This is a genomic window from Streptococcus sp. CM6 (assembly GCF_000526095.1).
Taxonomy (GTDB): Bacteria; Bacillota; Bacilli; order Lactobacillales; family Streptococcaceae; genus Streptococcus; species Streptococcus oralis_BW.
The window spans coordinates 222515-238307 of the sequence record NZ_JATS01000020.1 but is presented as its reverse complement, the minus strand read 5'-3'; the positions used below and the strand labels follow the sequence as shown (position 1 = coordinate 238307).

Genomic DNA, 15793 nt, shown 5'->3' with positions numbered 1-15793 from the left:
TCGCTAGAGGTCGTTTTGTTATCCTATTCATTCCTTGTACTTTCTCTCAAAGTCAGTCTGGTTCCCAGCATGGTTAGGCTAGGGATTTTCCGACCGTGGAGGACTTCCTTGTTAAGAATATCCATACCTGCTCGGCCCATTTCTTCGGTATAGACGGTAATGCTAGAAAGAGGAGGATAAACTTGCTTGGTCAGGCTAGTGTCGTTAAAAGAAATGAGGCTGACGCGGTCTGGTAGGTTGATTCCAGCTTCTTGGAGAGCACGGAGGGCGCCGATGGCTAAACTATCGCTGGCAGCGAAAAAGGCTGGTGGGAGTTGTTCTCCTAGCTTGTGAATGGCCTCCTTCATCAGATCATAGCCAGACTGGGCAGTAAAGCTCTCCTGAAAGACCAGTTCTTCATGGTAGATTCCATTTGCTTGGGTAATGTCTTTGAAATTTTCTAGCCGCTTATCCTGGATAATTTCTTCCTGGTCGGTTGTTTCCTCAAGGCCTGTGAGAATCCCGATACGGTTCATCCCTTGGCTGAGGAAATGGTCTACAACTTGTTTCACAGCAGTGTAAAAGTCAGTGATAATACAGGTATGTCCAAATGAAAGAGTATCGCTGTCTAAAAAGACCAGGGGTTTTTGGTATTCTTCAAAGGCAGCAATCTGAGCTCGGCTAAATTTTCCGATGCAGAGAATGCCAATCACTTCCTCACTTAATGTAAAAGGATGGTCGTTAAAATAGCGCAAGATATCATAGTCCAACTCTTGGGCTCTTTTTTCAATACCGAGACGAATCTGGTAGTAGTAGAGGTCGTCCAACTCCCCTTGTTCGCTGATCCATTGGATAATGGCAATCTTTTGCTTTGGTTTGTGGGATTCGCCTGTCTTGAGATGCTTGGTGTAGCCCAGCTCTTCAGCAACGGTTAATATACGGTGTCTGGTTTCTTCTGTGACAGATAGGCTCTGGTCGCGATTGAGGACACGAGATACGGTCGCAATAGAGACAGAGGCTAGCTGTGCGATGTCTTTTAAGGTAGCCATAAATCCTCCTCCTTTTAGGTTAGTATATCATATTTTTCTGCTTTTTACTGGTAGTTTAGTAAAAGTTTAGTAAAAAGGATTGACCTTGGCAACTCCCTTGGATACAATAGAAGAAAACGATTACACGTTAAGGTGACTTAACGGACAGTCAAAGGAGAATTTATATGACACAAGATCTTACTGCTGAAGCCCTTCGCAAAGACTTTCTTGCCGTTTTTGGTCAAGAAGCAGACCAAACCTTCTTTTCACCAGGTCGTATCAATTTGATTGGTGAACACACGGATTACAATGGCGGGCACGTTTTTCCAGCGGCTATTTCCTTGGGAACATACGGTGCAGCTCGCAAACGTGACGACAAAGTCTTGCGTTTCTACTCAGCCAACTTTGAGGACAAGGGTATCATCGAAGTGCCTCTTGCTGACCTCAAGTTTGAAAAAGAGCACAGCTGGACCAACTATCCAAAAGGTGTTCTTCATTTCTTGCAAGAAGCTGGACATGTGATTGACAAAGGATTTGATTTTTATGTTTATGGGAATATCCCAAATGGTGCTGGTTTGTCATCATCGGCATCCTTGGAACTCTTGACAGGGGTCGTGGCAGAGCATCTCTTTGATTTAAAACTAGACCGTTTGGATTTGGTTAAAATCGGAAAACAAACAGAAAACAACTTTATCGGAGTAAACTCTGGTATCATGGACCAGTTTGCCATCGGAATGGGTGCTGACCAACGTGCCATTTACCTAGATACCAACACTCTAGAATACGACTTGGTGCCACTTGATTTGAAGGACAATGTCGTTGTTATCATGAACACCAACAAACGTCGTGAACTGGCGGACTCTAAATACAATGAACGTCGTGCTGAGTGTGAAAAAGCTGTGGAAGAATTGCAAGCTGCCTTGGATATTCAGACCTTGGGTGAATTGGACGAGTGGGCCTTTGATCAATATAGCTACCTGATCAAAGACGAAAATCGTTTAAAACGTGCTCGCCATGCTGTGCTTGAAAACCAACGTACTCTTAAAGCTCAAGCAGCCCTTCAAGCAGGTGATTTGGAAACATTTGGTCGCTTGATGAATGCTTCTCACGTTTCTCTAGAACATGACTATGAAGTAACTGGCTTGGAATTGGATACTCTTGTTCACACAGCTTGGGCTCAGGAAGGTGTTCTTGGTGCTCGTATGACAGGAGCAGGTTTTGGTGGCTGTGCCATTGCCTTGGTGCAAAAAGAAGCTGTTGAGGCCTTTAAGGAAGCTGTAGGCAAGCACTACGAGGAAGTCGTTGGATACGCTCCAAGCTTCTATATCGCTGAAGTTGCAGGTGGCACTCGCGTTGTAGACTAGGAGAGAAGTAAATGGACGCTGTAATATTTGATTTAGATGGCTTATTAGCTGATACTGAGATCATTTCTCTAAAAGTTTATCAAGAATTGCTTAAAGATTTTGGAATTCTTTTCACAGAAGAAACATATTCTAGAGAATACAGTGGACATAGGGAAGAGGAGAATGTTCAACGATTTTTAGATACCTATGATTTACCTTGGAACTTTGACCAAACCTTGGAAAAAGTTTATGAACTGGAAGCTCGAATATTAGCCAAAGGTGTAAATTTAAAAAAAGGTGCTAAAAATTTGCTTGCTTTTTTGCAAAGAGAAGGTATTCCAATCGCTCTAGCAACTTCAAGTGTTGAATCTAGAGCTAGAATGATTTTGGATAGTAATGGTATACTGTCCCTATTTGACCATCTAGTTTTTGCAAAAGATGTAAAGCGAAGTAAACCATACCCTGATATATTTTTAAAGGCCTGTATTGATTTGAATGTTTTACCAGAGAATTGCTTAGTATTAGAGGATAGTGAAGCAGGGATTGAAGCAGCGTATAGAGCTGGGATACCAGTTATTTGTATTCCAGACTTAAAAATGCCAGCACAGTCTTTCTTAAATAAAACAGAACAAGTTTTTCAGGATTTAGATGCTGTCAGAGACTATTTAGAAAGTAAGAAGGAGAATCAATGAGTCAGGGAATTCTAGATGCATTTATCACGGAAGTCATTGCTGGAAGTTCATTTGAGGAAATGGATCGAATCTACCTAACCAATCGTGTTTTGGCGCGAGTGGGTGAAGGTGTTTTGGAAGTTGAGACTGATCTAGATGAGTTGATTGACCTCAAGGACCAGTTAGTCGAGGAAGCGGTTCGATTAGAGACGATTGAGGACAGTCAGACTGCGCGTGAAATCCTCGGTTCTGAACTGATGGACTTGGTAACTCCTTGTCCAAGTCAGGTTAATCGTGACTTTTGGACAACTTATGCTCACTCTCCTGAGCAGGCGATAGGGGATTTTTACCAGCTCAGCCAGAAAAATGACTACATCAAGCTCAAGGCTATTTCTAAGAATATCGCTTATCGCGTTCCATCTGACTATGGAGAACTTGAGATTACCATTAACCTCTCTAAGCCTGAAAAGGATCCAAAGGAGATTGCGGCGGCCAAGTTGGTGCAAGCTAGCAATTATCCCCAGTGTCAGCTTTGTATAGAGAATGAGGGCTACCATGGTCGGGTTAACCATCCAGCTCGTAGCAATCACCGCATTATCCGTTTTGAAATGGCGGGTCAGGAGTGGGGATTCCAGTATTCGCCCTATGCTTATTTTAATGAGCACTGTATCTTCTTAGATGATCAGCATCGGCCCATGGCTATCAATCGTCAAAGCTTTGAGCGCCTGCTAGCTATCGTAGACCAGTTTCCAGGCTATTTTGCGGGCTCAAATGCCGACCTGCCGATTGTGGGAGGCTCTATTCTCACCCATGACCACTATCAAGGAGGCCGTCACGTATTTCCTATGGAATTGGCTCCCTTGCAAAAGACTTTCCGATTTGCTGGTTTTGAGAAGGTCAAGGCTGGGATTGTCAAGTGGCCTATGTCAGTGCTACGTTTGACCTCGGATTCTAAAGAGGATTTGATCAACTTGGCTGATAAGATTTTGCAGGAATGGCGACAGTATTCAGACCCTGAAGTGCAGATTTTAGCAGAGACAGACGGGACACCGCATCACACCATTACACCCATTGCTCGTAAACGCGATGGACAGTTTGAGTTGGACTTGGTCTTGCGAGACAATCAAACTTCAGCAGAGCATCCTGATGGTATCTATCATCCCCACAAGGATGTCCAACATATCAAGAAGGAAAATATCGGCTTGATTGAGGTCATGGGCTTGGCTATCTTGCCACCTCGTTTGAAAGCAGAAGTGGAGCAAGTCGCCAGCTATCTTGTAGGAGATGGTGAAGCAGTTGCAGACTATCATCAGGAATGGGCAGACCAGCTCAAAGCCCAACATCCAGATCTAGCAGATAAAGAAAAAGCCCTTGAAATCGTCAAGGACTCTGTGGGTGCTATCTTTGCGCGTGTTTTGGAGGACGCAGGGGTTTACAAGCAGACAGAACAAGGACAAGCAGCCTTTATGCGCTTTGTAGAACAGGTCGGAATTGTGCCAGACTAGGAGCTTTCTCCTTGCACAGTCCTATAAAAAGTAGTATCATAGTGTCGTTTGAAATATCAGGAGGAAACGATGAAAGATTTGCATTTTGACGCTATATCTGCCTTTGAAAATTACGAAATAGAAAAAATGAGAGATGGTCAGGTTGTGGTGACGACAAAAGTAGTGGACTCGTCGCTCAACTACTATGGCAATGCCCATGGTGGCTATCTCTTTACCCTTTGTGACCAGATTAGTGGTCTAGTGGTTATCTCGTTGGGGCTTGATGGAGTGACGCTCCAATCCTCTATCAACTACCTCAAGGCAGGAAAACTCGACGATGTGCTGACCATTAAAGGAGAATGTGTCCATCATGGACGCACAACCTGTGTGGTAGATGTTGATATCACCAATCAAGAAGGCAGAAATGTCTGCAAAGCCACCTTTACCATGTTTGTCACAGGACAAAGGTCAGAAGAAAGACAGGTAAGGATATAAGAAACAAAAAAGAGGCTCACACCTCTTTTTCTTATTTCTTCTTCCTGTTTAATACTGCATTGAGGACAATGGCCAGTATGCTGGCTACGACGATTCCGTTTGAGAAGAACATTTGGAAAGCTGTCGGCATGCTGACGAAGAGATTACTGTTGTTTAGACCTACACCAGCAGCGATGGAAACAGCTGCGATAAGGAAGTTGTGTTCATTGTTAGCAAAATCAACGCGCGCTAGGATTTGCATCCCTTGAAGGGAAACAAAACCAAACATCACCAGCATGGCACCACCAAGGACAGGACTTGGAATGATTTGGGCAAGGGCACCAAACTTAGGTAGGAGTCCAAGGAGGACTAGGAAACCAGCTGCATAATAGATTGGCAGACGGGTCTTGATACCAGACAATTTGACCAAGCCAACATTTTGTGAAAATCCTGTGTAAGGGAAGGTGTTAAAGATTCCTCCGAGAAGTACGGCCAAACCTTCTGCGCGGTAACCGTTGCGAAGGCGCGTGCTGTCGATTGGATCATTGGTAATATCTGACAAGGCTAGGTAAACACCAGTCGACTCCACCATGGAAACCGTTGCGATGATACACATCATGACGATAGAAGAGATTTCAAAGGTTGGCACCCCAAAGTAGAGGGGAGTTGGGACATGGACAAGCGGTGCTGCTGCAACAGGGGAGAAATCAACCAAGCCCATGGTGGCGGCAATAGCAGTCCCAACGACCAAGCCAATCAAAATAGAGATGGACTTGATAAAGCCTTTGGTAAAGATATTAATCAAGAGGATAATCAGAACCGTAATGCTAGCTAGAAGCAAACTTTGACCAGTTGGCTCTGGAACGTTATTTCCCATATTTCCGATAGCGACAGGAATCAAAGTTAGTCCGATGGTCGTAATAACAGATCCTGTTACGATAGATGGGAAGAGATTGGCCACTTTTGAGAAAATACCTGAAATCAGAACCACATAGATTCCTGATACGATAAGGGCACCAAACATGGCCCCACTACCGTGGCTCTGACCAATCATAATCAAAGGAGCGACTGACTGGAAAGCAACTCCAAGAACGACTGGTAGTCCAACACCAAAGTGTTTGTTGAGTTGGAGTTGAAGGAAGGTAGCTACCCCACACATGAAGATATCTGTGGAAATTAAGTAGGTCAACTGTTCAGCTGAATAGCCCAGAGCTGTCGCAATCATGATGGGAACCAGGATAGAGCCTGAGTACATTGCGAGAAGGTGCTGAAGCCCTAGAACCGCGGCTTGCGAGTGTTTTTCTTGTTGTTGCATTAGAGATCTGCCTCCTTAAATACGACCTGACCGTTTTCAAAACGTTCCAAACGGGCCAGTGATAGAACTGGATAGCCAGCTTTCTCGAGCAAATCACGACCATCCTGGAAGGATTTTTCGATAACAATGCCGATGGCTTCGACTTTTGCTCCGGCCTGTTCGATGATTTGGATCAAGCCTTTGGCAGCTTGTCCATTTGCTAGGAAATCATCGATAATCAAGACCTTGTCCTCAGGTGAGAGGAATTTCCCAGCGATGGAAACTGTGCTCGTCACCTGCTTGGTAAAGGAGTAAACCTCAGCAGTTAAGATGCCTTCGTTCATAGTGATGTTTTTAGCTTTCTTTGCGAAAATCATGGGAACATCTAAGGCTTCTGCTGTAAAAACAGCTGGGGCGATCCCTGAAGCTTCAATGGTTACGACCTTGGTAATGCCAGCAGTTGCGAATTTTTCCGCAAAAACCTTACCAATCTCTCGCATCAAGCTAAAGTCAACTTGGTGGGTTAAAAAGGAATCCACCTTGAGGATGTTGTCCCCCAAGATATGCCCATCCTCGAGGATGCGCTCTTCTAATAATTTCATAAGACCTCCTAAAGTCTAAAAGATGATTCATTTGCTTGTTTAGAGATTCTGGCAGGAAATAGAAAAAGAGCCTACTTAACAGATAAGCAAGCTCTCCAAACAGGTATGGCCCAACCCATACCTTCAGCAGACTTACTCATTGTTAGGTGTTCCGGCACCTTGTAGAAACGTCGTGCCAATTCACGACATAAACAAGTAAAATGATATTCAATTTTAAATAAGCTGACGCCAATGTTTTTATTTTACACTAATTAACTTTATAAATCAAATATTTTGTTAATGTTTAGATATAAAAAACGAACAAATTGAACAAAAAAGAGCAAAAGCTCAATTGTAGGCTAACATTTATACTAAATGAAAATCAAAGAGCAAACTAGGAAGCTAGCCGCAGGTTGCTCAAAACACTGTTTTGAGGTTGCAGATGGAAGCTGACGTGGTTTGAAGAGATTTTCGAAGAGTATTAGAAGATTTTTTCATCATAAAAGGCACATTATCAGGATTTTTCAAGACCTGACAATATGCCTTTTTCTGATTTGAAAGATTTTTCCAGTCTCTATTTTTCTATTCGCTAAATCTTAGAAAATAACCATCTGGATCCAAAACGGCAAATTCATGAGGGTAAATAAAGCTATCTCCCACTCGAAATTCTCTTTTGGTCAGCGGACGATAAATAGGATAGTTGGCCTCCAGCAGTTTTTGGTGGAGCTGAGGGACATCTTCAATGCCAAAGGAAATATTGACACCGCGCCCGAAAGGATAGGTTAGTTGGGCTAATTCTTTTGTGCTGCCTTCTTCTAGCATAAGTTGGCAGTCTTCAAGCGAGAGGAAGAGAAATTTCTCCTCTGGACGCTCGTATTCGACAGAAAATCCCAGCAAGTTGCAGTAGAAGTGGCGTGACTTTTCGAGGTCAGATACTACAAATTCAGGAATGACAGCTTGATAGTCCATTAGCTTTCTCCTTAGAGTTCAATTTCCAATACAATCGGCGTATGGTCTTGACGCGCACCCGAGTCAATCATGTCAGACTTGGTCACCTTGTCAGCAACGCGGTTGCTAGTGAGCCAGTAGTCGATTCTCCAGCCTGTATTGTTGATTTTAGAAGTCTTGCTGCGTTGCGCCCACCAAGTATAACGCTCTGGGACATCGCCGTGAATATGGCGGAAGGTGTCAGTAAATCCAGTTGCCAAGAGGTTGGTAAATCCAGCACGTTCCTCGTCGGTAAATCCAGGTGAACGGCGGTTGCTGGCAGGATTTGCAAGGTCAATTTCATTGTGGGCTACATTGTAGTCACCGGTCGCAAGGACTGGTTTTTCTTTGTCTAGTTCAGCCAAGTACTCCGCATATTTGACATCCCAGACTTGGCGTTCTTCCAAACGTTTGAGGCCGTCGCCAGCGTTTGGAGTGTAAACTTGGGTCACGAAAAATTCATCAAATTCTAGAGTGATGATGCGACCTTCTAAGTCCATGGTAGAAGGGGCACCGATTTCTGGAAAAGTGACAGTGGGTGTGAGTTCTTTCTTATAAAGGAACATGGTTCCAGCATAGCCTTTGCGGGCAGGTTCTTGAGAAGAACGCCACGTGTTTTCGTAGTTTGGAAAGAGTTCAGCTAAAATTTCCAAGTGTTTTTTAGTAGGACCCTTGGCAGAAAGCTTGGTTTCTTGGATAGCGATGATATCAGCATTTTCAGCGACCAAGGTTTGTAGTACTTCTTGGGACAATTTGGCACGAGTTGAGTCACTAGTTAGGGCAGCATTGAGGGAATCAATATTCCATGAGATGAGTTTCATAAAGTTACCTTTTTCATTCAGATTATAGATTTTATTATACCAAAAAAAGGTCCATTTCCCCAACGTATGGCTTGAAAAATCACTCTCTTTCGTTTATAATTAAGAATGATTTTATGAAAGGGAGTGAAAATAAATGAAATTTTACTCATATGACTATGTCCTCAGCCAAATTGGTCAGCAAAATGGCATCATGATTGGCTTTGGGATTGTGCTCCTAGCTATCACAGGATTTTTTGCTTTTAAAGCCTATCGAGATAAAAAGGGGACTAAGTTTCGGGAATTGGTCATGATTTTGGCCTTGACCTTGGTAGCCATGCTTTTGGTAACAATCTCAAAATACCAGACCAATCAAGCCTCTAACAACCAATTTCAAACTTCCCTTCATTTCATAGAGGTTGTTTCCAAAGACTTGGGAGTGGATAAATCAGAAGTTTATGTCAATACTTCTGCAGCCACTGATGGAGCACTTATCAAGGTAGGTTCAAATTTCTATCGTGCCATGAACGGGAGCCAACCAGACAAGTATCTTTTAGAGAAATTAGAATTGCATCAAACAGACGCTATTGAATTGGTGGAGGTAAACAAATGACACTCAATTATATGGAAATTTTAATCAAACTGGCCTTGGGTCTTTTCTCTCTTGTTTTTGTTATTAATGTGACAGGAAAGGGGAATCTAGCACCTAACTCTGCTACAGACCAAATTCAGAACTATGTTCTTGGTGGTATCATCGGTGGGGTGATTTACAATAGTTCAATCAGCATTCTGCAGTACGCAGTGATTTTGATGATGTGGACGATTTTGGTCTTGACCCTCAAGTGGCTCAATAACAATGTTCGTTTTGTCAAACGCTTGATTGATGGAAAACCAACTCTCCTTATCAAAAATGGGCAGATTGACCCAGAAGCCTGTCGTTCAGTTGGTTTGTCTGCAGCAGAAGTTGCTCTCAAACTTCGTAGCCAGGGAATTTTCCAGATGAAACAGGTCAAACGAGCTGTGCATGAGCAAAATGGCCAACTCATCGTGGTCCAAATGGGAGATGAAAATCCTAAGTATCCAGTTGTGACTGACGGTGTGATCCAAGTCGATGTTTTGGAATATATTGACCGTAGCGAAGAGTGGTTGCTTGATAATCTCAGCAAACAAGGGCATGACAATGTGGCCAATATCTTTATCGCTGAGTATGACAAGGGTGTCGTCTCAGTCGTAACTTATGAATAAGAAAAACCTGGGGTCTTGTACTCTTCAAAAATCAAATTCAAACTGCATCAATGCCGCCTTGCCGTATGTAGGTTACTGACTTCGTCAGTTCTATCTACAACCTCAAAGCAGTGCTTTGAGCAGCCTGCGGCTAGTTTCCTAGTTTGCTCTTTGATTTTCATTGAGTCTTGGCCTCAGGTTTCCATTTGCAATCAGAAAGGGATTTTATGTCCATTATTCAAAAACTCTGGTGGTTTTTCAAGTTGGAAAAGCGCCGTTATTTAGTCGGGATTGTGGCCTTGATCTTGGTTTCCGTCCTCAATCTCATTCCTCCCATGGTTATGGGACGGGTGATTGATGCCATTACGTCGGGACAATTAACCCAGCAGGCCCTCCTTCTTAATCTATTTTATCTACTGCTGGCAGCCTTTGGGATGTACTATCTGCGCTATGTTTGGCGCATGTATATTCTTGGAACTTCCTATCGTTTGGGGCAGATTATGCGGTCTCGCTTGTTTGAGCATTTTACTAAAATGTCGCCAGCCTTTTATCAGACCTATCGGACGGGGGACTTGATGGCACACGCCACCAATGATATCAATGCCTTGACTCGTCTTGCAGGTGGAGGAGTCATGTCAGCAGTGGATGCTTCCATCACGGCGCTGGTGACTTTGCTGACCATGCTTTTTAGCATTTCTTGGCAGATGACTCTTGTTGCTATTCTTCCCCTGCCTTTCATGGCTTATGCGACTAGTCGTCTAGGGAGAAAGACCCACAAGGCCTTTGGCGAGTCACAGGCAGCCTTTTCCGAACTTAATAACAAGGTGCAGGAGTCTGTATCAGGTATCAAGGTGACCAAGTCTTTCGGTTATCAGGCGGACGAGTTGAAGTCCTTTCAAGCAGTAAATGAATTGACCTTCCAAAAGAACCTGCAAACCATGAAATACGATAGTCTCTTTGACCCCATGGTTCTCTTGTTTGTTGGTTCGTCCTATGTTTTAACCCTCTTGGTCGGCTCTTTGATGGTTCAGAAAGGGCAAATCACGGTTGGGAATCTGGTTACCTTTATCAGCTACTTGGATATGTTGGTCTGGCCTCTTATGGCCATTGGCTTCCTCTTTAATATCACTCAGCGAGGCAAGGTTTCTTACCAACGGATTGAGGAACTTTTATCTCAGGAATCACCTGTAAAAGATCCTGAATGTCCTCTGGACGGTATTGAAAATGGACGCTTGGAGTACGATATTGATAGTTTTGCCTTTGAAAATGAGGAAACACTGACGGATATTCACTTTAGTTTGGAAAAAGGGGAAACTCTTGGCTTGGTCGGACAGACAGGCTCTGGGAAAACATCCTTGATCAAGCTTCTCTTGCGAGAATACGATGTGGATAAGGGAGCTATTTACCTAAACGGTCACGATATTCGGGACTATCGTCTGACAGACCTTCGTAGTCTCATGGGCTATGTTCCTCAGGACCAGTTCCTCTTTGCGACTTCGATTTTAGACAATATCCGCTTTGGAAATCCTAACTTGCCCCTTTCAGCAGTCGAGGAAGCGACTAAGCTAGCCCAAGTTTACCAAGATATTGTAGCCATGCCTCAGGGATTTGATACAGTTATCGGTGAAAAGGGAGTCAGTCTTTCTGGTGGTCAAAAGCAACGCCTGGCTATGAGTCGGGCGATGATTTTAGACCCTGATATCTTGATTTTAGATGATTCCTTGTCAGCCGTGGATGCCAAGACAGAGTATGCGATCATCGACAATCTCAAGGAGATGCGGAAGGATAAGACAACTATCATCACAGCCCATCGTCTCAGTGCAGTCGTCCATGCAGATTTGATTTTAGTTCTGCAAAATGGACAGATTATCGAACGAGGTACGCACGAAGACCTGCTAGCTCTAGATGGCTGGTATGCCCAAACCTACCAGTCTCAGCAGTTGGAAATGAAAGGAGAAGAAGATGCAGAATAAGCAAGAACAATGGGCTGTATTGAAGCGCTTGATGTCTTATCTCAAGCCCTATGGACTCCTGACCTTTTTGGCACTCAGTTTTCTCCTTGCGACGACGGTCATTAAAAGTGTCATTCCCCTTGTAGCTTCCCACTTTATCGACCAGTACCTCAGCAATCTCAATCAGTTTGCTATTACAGTTTTATTAGCCTACTATGGCCTCTATATCCTGCAAACTTTGGTCCAGTATGTTGGCAATCTTCTCTTTGCGAGGGTGTCCTACACTATTGTCAGAGATATTCGTCGAGATGCCTTTGCCAATATGGAGAAACTGGGCATGTCTTATTTTGACAAGACGCCAGCAGGTTCCATCGTCTCTCGTTTGACCAATGATACCGAGACTATCAGTGATATGTTTTCAGGGATTTTATCCAGCTTTATCTCAGCAGTTTTTATCTTTCTGACAACTCTGTATACCATGTTGGTGCTGGATTTTCGTTTGACAGCTTTAGTTTTGCTATTTCTACCCTTGATTTTCCTTTTGGTCAATCTCTATCGGAAAAAGTCAGTGAAAGTCATCGAAAAAACTAGAAGTCTCTTGTCGGATATCAATAGCAAGCTAGCAGAAAGTATTGAAGGGATCAGAATTATCCAAGCCTTCAATCAAGAGAAGCGCCTGCAGGCAGAATTTGATGAAATCAACCAAGAACACTTGGTCTACGCCAACCGTTCTGTAGCCTTGGACGCCCTCTTTTTACGACCTGCCATGAGTTTGCTGAAACTCCTAGGCTACGCCGTTTTGATGGCCTACTTTGGTTACCGTGGTCTTTCTATCGGGATAACGGCCGGAACCATGTATGCCTTTATCCAGTACATCAACCGTCTTTTTGATCCCCTGATTGAGGTGACGCAAAACTTTTCAACCCTTCAAACTTCCATGGTGTCTGCAGGCCGTGTCTTTGCCTTGATTGATGAGACGACCTATGAACCTCTTCAAGAAGATGGGCAAGCCAAAGTCCAAGACGGCAATATCCGTTTTGAACATGTGTGCTTCTCATATGATGGCAAACACCAGATCCTAGATGATATTTCTTTCTCTGTTAACAAGGGAGAAACCATTGCCTTTGTAGGACATACAGGTTCTGGGAAATCTTCGATTATCAATGTCCTCATGCGTTTTTATGAATTTCAGTCAGGCCGCGTTCTCTTGGATGGTGTGGATATCCGAAACTACAGTCAGGAAGAGCTGAGAAAGAACATCGGTCTGGTCTTACAGGATCCCTTCCTCTATCACGGGACTATCAAGTCCAATATTGCCATGTATCAAGAACTTAGTGATGAAGAGATTCAGGCTGCAGCTGCCTTTGTCGATGCAGATTCCTTTATTCAGGACCTTCCGCTGGGTTATGATGCCCCTGTTTCCGAGCGTGGTTCGAGCTTTTCTACTGGTCAGCGCCAGCTTCTTGCCTTTGCCAGAACAGTCGCCAGTCAGCCTAAAATCTTGATTTTGGATGAAGCGACAGCCAATATTGACTCGGAGACAGAAAGTTTGGTTCAGGATTCTCTGGCTAAAATGAGAAAAGGACGGACGACCATTGCCATCGCCCACCGCCTTTCGACCATCCAGGACGCCAACTGCATTTATGTTTTGGACAAGGGACGCATCATTGAGAGTGGAACCCATGAGGAACTCTTGGCCTTGGGAGGAACCTATCACAAGATGTATAGTTTGCAGGCAGGGGCTCTTACCTAAAGAAGAATTCCTCTAAATTACAGATTTCTTGCACCGCCTTTTCCATTTTGTGGTATAATGAAAAATGTTGACAAATAGTATAATAAAAACAAAGGAGAAACAGCATGCTGAAATGGGAAGACTTGCCCGTGGAAATGCAATCAAGCGAGGTTGAGTCTTACTACCAGCTTGTCTCTAAAAGGAAAGGTTCGCTGATCTTCAAGCGTTGTCTGGACTGGGTTCTGGCCTTGGTTTTACTGATTTTGACTTCTCCCATCTTTCTTATCTTGAGCATTTGGATCAAGTTGGATAGCAAGGGACCTGTCATTTACAAGCAAGAGCGCGTGACCCAGTACAACCGTTCGTTCAAGATTTGGAAGTTCCGTACTATGGTAACGGATGCGGATAAAAAAGGAAGTCTAGTGACTTCTGCTAACGATAGCCGTATTACCAAAGTGGGAAATTTCATTCGCCGTGTGCGCTTGGACGAACTACCTCAGCTAGTGAATGTCCTTAAAGGCGAGATGTCCTTTGTTGGGACACGACCTGAGGTGCCACGCTACACGGAGCAGTATAGTCCTGAAATGATGGCGACCTTGCTCTTGCCAGCAGGAATCACCTCTCCAGCTAGTATCAACTACAAGGATGAGGACACGATCATCAGTCAAATGACGGAGAAAGGTCTGTCAGTTGACCAGGCCTATGTCGAACATGTCCTTCCTGAAAAGATGCGCTATAACCTCGCCTATCTCCGAGAGTTTAGTTTCCTTGGAGACATCAAAATCATGTTTCAAACCGTGTTTGAGGTACTAAAATAAAGTAGTCATGAGAAAATGAGTACAGATAAAAGGAGCAAATCAATGCCAAATTACAATATTCCATTTTCACCACCCGATATTACAGAAGCAGAAATTGCTGAAGTAGCGGATACCCTTCGTTCTGGTTGGATCACAACAGGTCCGAAGACAAAAGAACTGGAGCGTCGCTTGTCTCTTTACACACAGACACCTAAGACTGTCTGTCTCAACTCTGCGACTGCGGCTCTTGAGTTGATTTTACGTGTTTTGGAAGTGGGACCAGGTGATGAAGTCATCGTTCCAGCCATGACCTATACAGCTTCATGTAGTGTCATCACTCACGTAGGAGCAACACCTGTCATGGTGGATATTCAAGCAGATACGTTTGAGATGGATTATGACTTGCTTGAGCAAGCTATTACTGAGAAAACTAAGGTGATCATCCCAGTAGACCTTGCAGGGATTGTTTGCAACTATGATCGTTTGTTCCAAATTGTGGAGAAGAAACGCGATCTCTTTACTGCTTCAAGTAAGTGGCAAAAGGTCTTTAACCGTATTGTGCTTGTCTCTGATAGTGCCCATGCTTTGGGATCAACTTATAAAGGACACCCTGCGGGCTCTATCGCTGACTTTACTTCCTTCTCATTCCATGCCGTTAAAAACTTTACAACGGCTGAGGGAGGAAGTGCGACTTGGAAGGCCAATCCAGCGATTGACGACGAAGAAATGTACAAGGAATTCCAAATCCTTTCCCTTCATGGTCAGACTAAGGATGCTCTTGCTAAGATGCAATTGGGTTCATGGGAGTACGATATCGTAACACCAGCCTATAAGTGCAACATGACGGATATCATGGCTTCGATAGGTTTGGTACAATTGGATCGTTACCCTGGTTTGCTACAACGTCGTAAGGACATCGTGGATCGCTATAATCGTGGCTTTGCGGGTACTCGTATTCACCCACTGGCACACAAGACTGATACTGTCGAATCTTGTCGTCACCTCTACATCACCCATGTAGAAGGTGCTAGTCTAGAAGAGCGTAATCGTATTATCCAAGAATTGGCCAAAGCAGGAATTGCAAGTAATGTACACTACAAACCGCTTCCTCTCTTGACAGCTTATAAGAATCTTGGCTTTGATATGGCAGATTATCCAAGAGCCTATGCCTTCTTTGAAAATGAAATTACGCTCCCTCTTCATACAAAATTAAGTGATGATGAGGTTGATTATATCGTTCAGACTTTGGTGAGAATTTCCGAAGAAATACTCGGTTCAGGAAAAAAATCATAAAAAAATCTTGACAAAGATAGAACAATAACATATAATATTCTCAATAAATCAGAAAAGTAACTATATTCGATCTTCAGGGAGCCTGTGGTGATTGTGAACAGGTGGTTGGAAGTAGTGAAAGTGGGCTGATTTTAAAAATGAATTTGAAACAATGAAA

General features: G+C 43.7%; 15 protein-coding genes, 1 riboswitch and 1 other annotated feature (1 of these 17 only partly in view). Of the genes, 10 read left to right on the top strand and 5 right to left on the bottom strand.

Features of this window, described 5'->3' with window-relative positions:
- Positions 1-23: 23 nt before the first annotated feature.
- On the bottom strand, positions 24-1028 hold the full coding sequence (gene galR / locus HMPREF1516_RS07910; RefSeq protein ID WP_033606264.1) for a DNA-binding transcriptional regulator GalR: 1005 nt from the start codon (positions 1026-1028) through the stop codon (positions 24-26).
- 164 nt (positions 1029-1192) lie between these two features.
- Here galR and HMPREF1516_RS07905 point away from each other — a divergent pair, with 164 nt between their 5' ends.
- The 4 genes from HMPREF1516_RS07905 (at position 1193) to HMPREF1516_RS07890 (ending at position 5000) form a co-directional block, all read left to right on the top strand.
- Entirely contained in the window at positions 1193-2371 is a 1179-nt protein-coding gene (locus tag HMPREF1516_RS07905; protein WP_033606263.1) for a galactokinase, read from the top strand.
- 11 nt (positions 2372-2382) lie between these two features.
- Positions 2383-3042, top strand: coding sequence for an HAD family hydrolase (locus HMPREF1516_RS07900; RefSeq protein WP_033606262.1), 660 nt, complete (start codon positions 2383-2385; stop codon positions 3040-3042).
- Positions 3039-4526 (top strand): UDP-glucose--hexose-1-phosphate uridylyltransferase, encoded by a 1488-nt coding sequence (locus HMPREF1516_RS07895; RefSeq protein WP_033606261.1) that lies wholly within the window; start codon positions 3039-3041, stop codon positions 4524-4526. Before HMPREF1516_RS07900 ends, HMPREF1516_RS07895 begins: the two co-directional genes overlap by 4 nt.
- Positions 4527-4595: 69 nt before the next feature.
- Complete coding sequence (locus HMPREF1516_RS07890) at positions 4596-5000, top strand: PaaI family thioesterase (RefSeq protein ID WP_033606260.1); 405 nt, start codon at positions 4596-4598, stop codon at positions 4998-5000.
- Between the two features lie 31 nt (positions 5001-5031).
- Here HMPREF1516_RS07890 and HMPREF1516_RS07885 read toward each other — a convergent pair whose 3' ends face one another.
- The 4 genes from HMPREF1516_RS07885 to HMPREF1516_RS07865 form a co-directional block, all read right to left on the bottom strand.
- Positions 5032-6294: a nucleobase:cation symporter-2 family protein gene (locus tag HMPREF1516_RS07885; protein ID WP_033606259.1), complete on the bottom strand. Its 1263-nt coding sequence runs from the start codon at positions 6292-6294 to the stop codon at positions 5032-5034.
- Positions 6294-6875 (bottom strand): xanthine phosphoribosyltransferase, encoded by a 582-nt coding sequence (locus HMPREF1516_RS07880; protein WP_033606258.1) that lies wholly within the window; start codon positions 6873-6875, stop codon positions 6294-6296. The genes HMPREF1516_RS07885 and HMPREF1516_RS07880 overlap by 1 nt, the downstream gene beginning before the upstream one ends.
- 119 nt (positions 6876-6994) lie before the next feature.
- Positions 6995-7090: riboswitch (purine riboswitch) on the bottom strand.
- Positions 7091-7436: 346 nt separating this feature from the next.
- The gene (locus HMPREF1516_RS07870) at positions 7437-7823 is read right to left on the bottom strand and encodes a bleomycin resistance protein (protein ID WP_033606257.1); all 387 of its coding nucleotides are present in this window, start codon (positions 7821-7823) and stop codon (positions 7437-7439) included.
- 11 nt (positions 7824-7834) lie between these two features.
- Positions 7835-8662, bottom strand: coding sequence for an exodeoxyribonuclease III (locus HMPREF1516_RS07865; protein WP_033606285.1), 828 nt, complete (start codon positions 8660-8662; stop codon positions 7835-7837).
- Between the two features lie 133 nt (positions 8663-8795).
- Between HMPREF1516_RS07865 and HMPREF1516_RS07860 the strand changes: the two genes are divergently transcribed.
- The 6 genes from HMPREF1516_RS07860 to HMPREF1516_RS07830 all read left to right on the top strand — a co-directional run bounded on the left by HMPREF1516_RS07860 (position 8796) and on the right by HMPREF1516_RS07830 (position 15636).
- Positions 8796-9251, top strand: a complete 456-nt coding sequence (locus HMPREF1516_RS07860) for a DUF3290 family protein (RefSeq protein ID WP_033606256.1) — start codon at positions 8796-8798, stop codon at positions 9249-9251.
- The gene (locus HMPREF1516_RS07855) at positions 9248-9883 is read left to right on the top strand and encodes a DUF421 domain-containing protein (RefSeq protein ID WP_033606255.1); all 636 of its coding nucleotides are present in this window, start codon (positions 9248-9250) and stop codon (positions 9881-9883) included. The genes HMPREF1516_RS07860 and HMPREF1516_RS07855 overlap by 4 nt, the downstream gene beginning before the upstream one ends.
- A 206-nt stretch (positions 9884-10089) precedes the next feature.
- Positions 10090-11835 (top strand): ABC transporter ATP-binding protein, encoded by a 1746-nt coding sequence (locus HMPREF1516_RS07845; RefSeq protein WP_033606254.1) that lies wholly within the window; start codon positions 10090-10092, stop codon positions 11833-11835.
- Positions 11825-13567 (top strand): ABC transporter ATP-binding protein, encoded by a 1743-nt coding sequence (locus HMPREF1516_RS07840; protein WP_001180126.1) that lies wholly within the window; start codon positions 11825-11827, stop codon positions 13565-13567. Before HMPREF1516_RS07845 ends, HMPREF1516_RS07840 begins: the two co-directional genes overlap by 11 nt.
- A gap of 104 nt (positions 13568-13671) precedes the next feature.
- On the top strand, positions 13672-14364 hold the full coding sequence (locus tag HMPREF1516_RS07835; RefSeq protein ID WP_000922228.1) for a sugar transferase: 693 nt from the start codon (positions 13672-13674) through the stop codon (positions 14362-14364).
- Between the two features lie 42 nt (positions 14365-14406).
- Complete coding sequence (locus HMPREF1516_RS07830) at positions 14407-15636, top strand: DegT/DnrJ/EryC1/StrS family aminotransferase (protein ID WP_001134487.1); 1230 nt, start codon at positions 14407-14409, stop codon at positions 15634-15636.
- A gap of 34 nt (positions 15637-15670) precedes the next feature.
- Positions 15671-15793: a binding site (T-box leader), on the top strand (it continues 109 nt past the right edge of the window).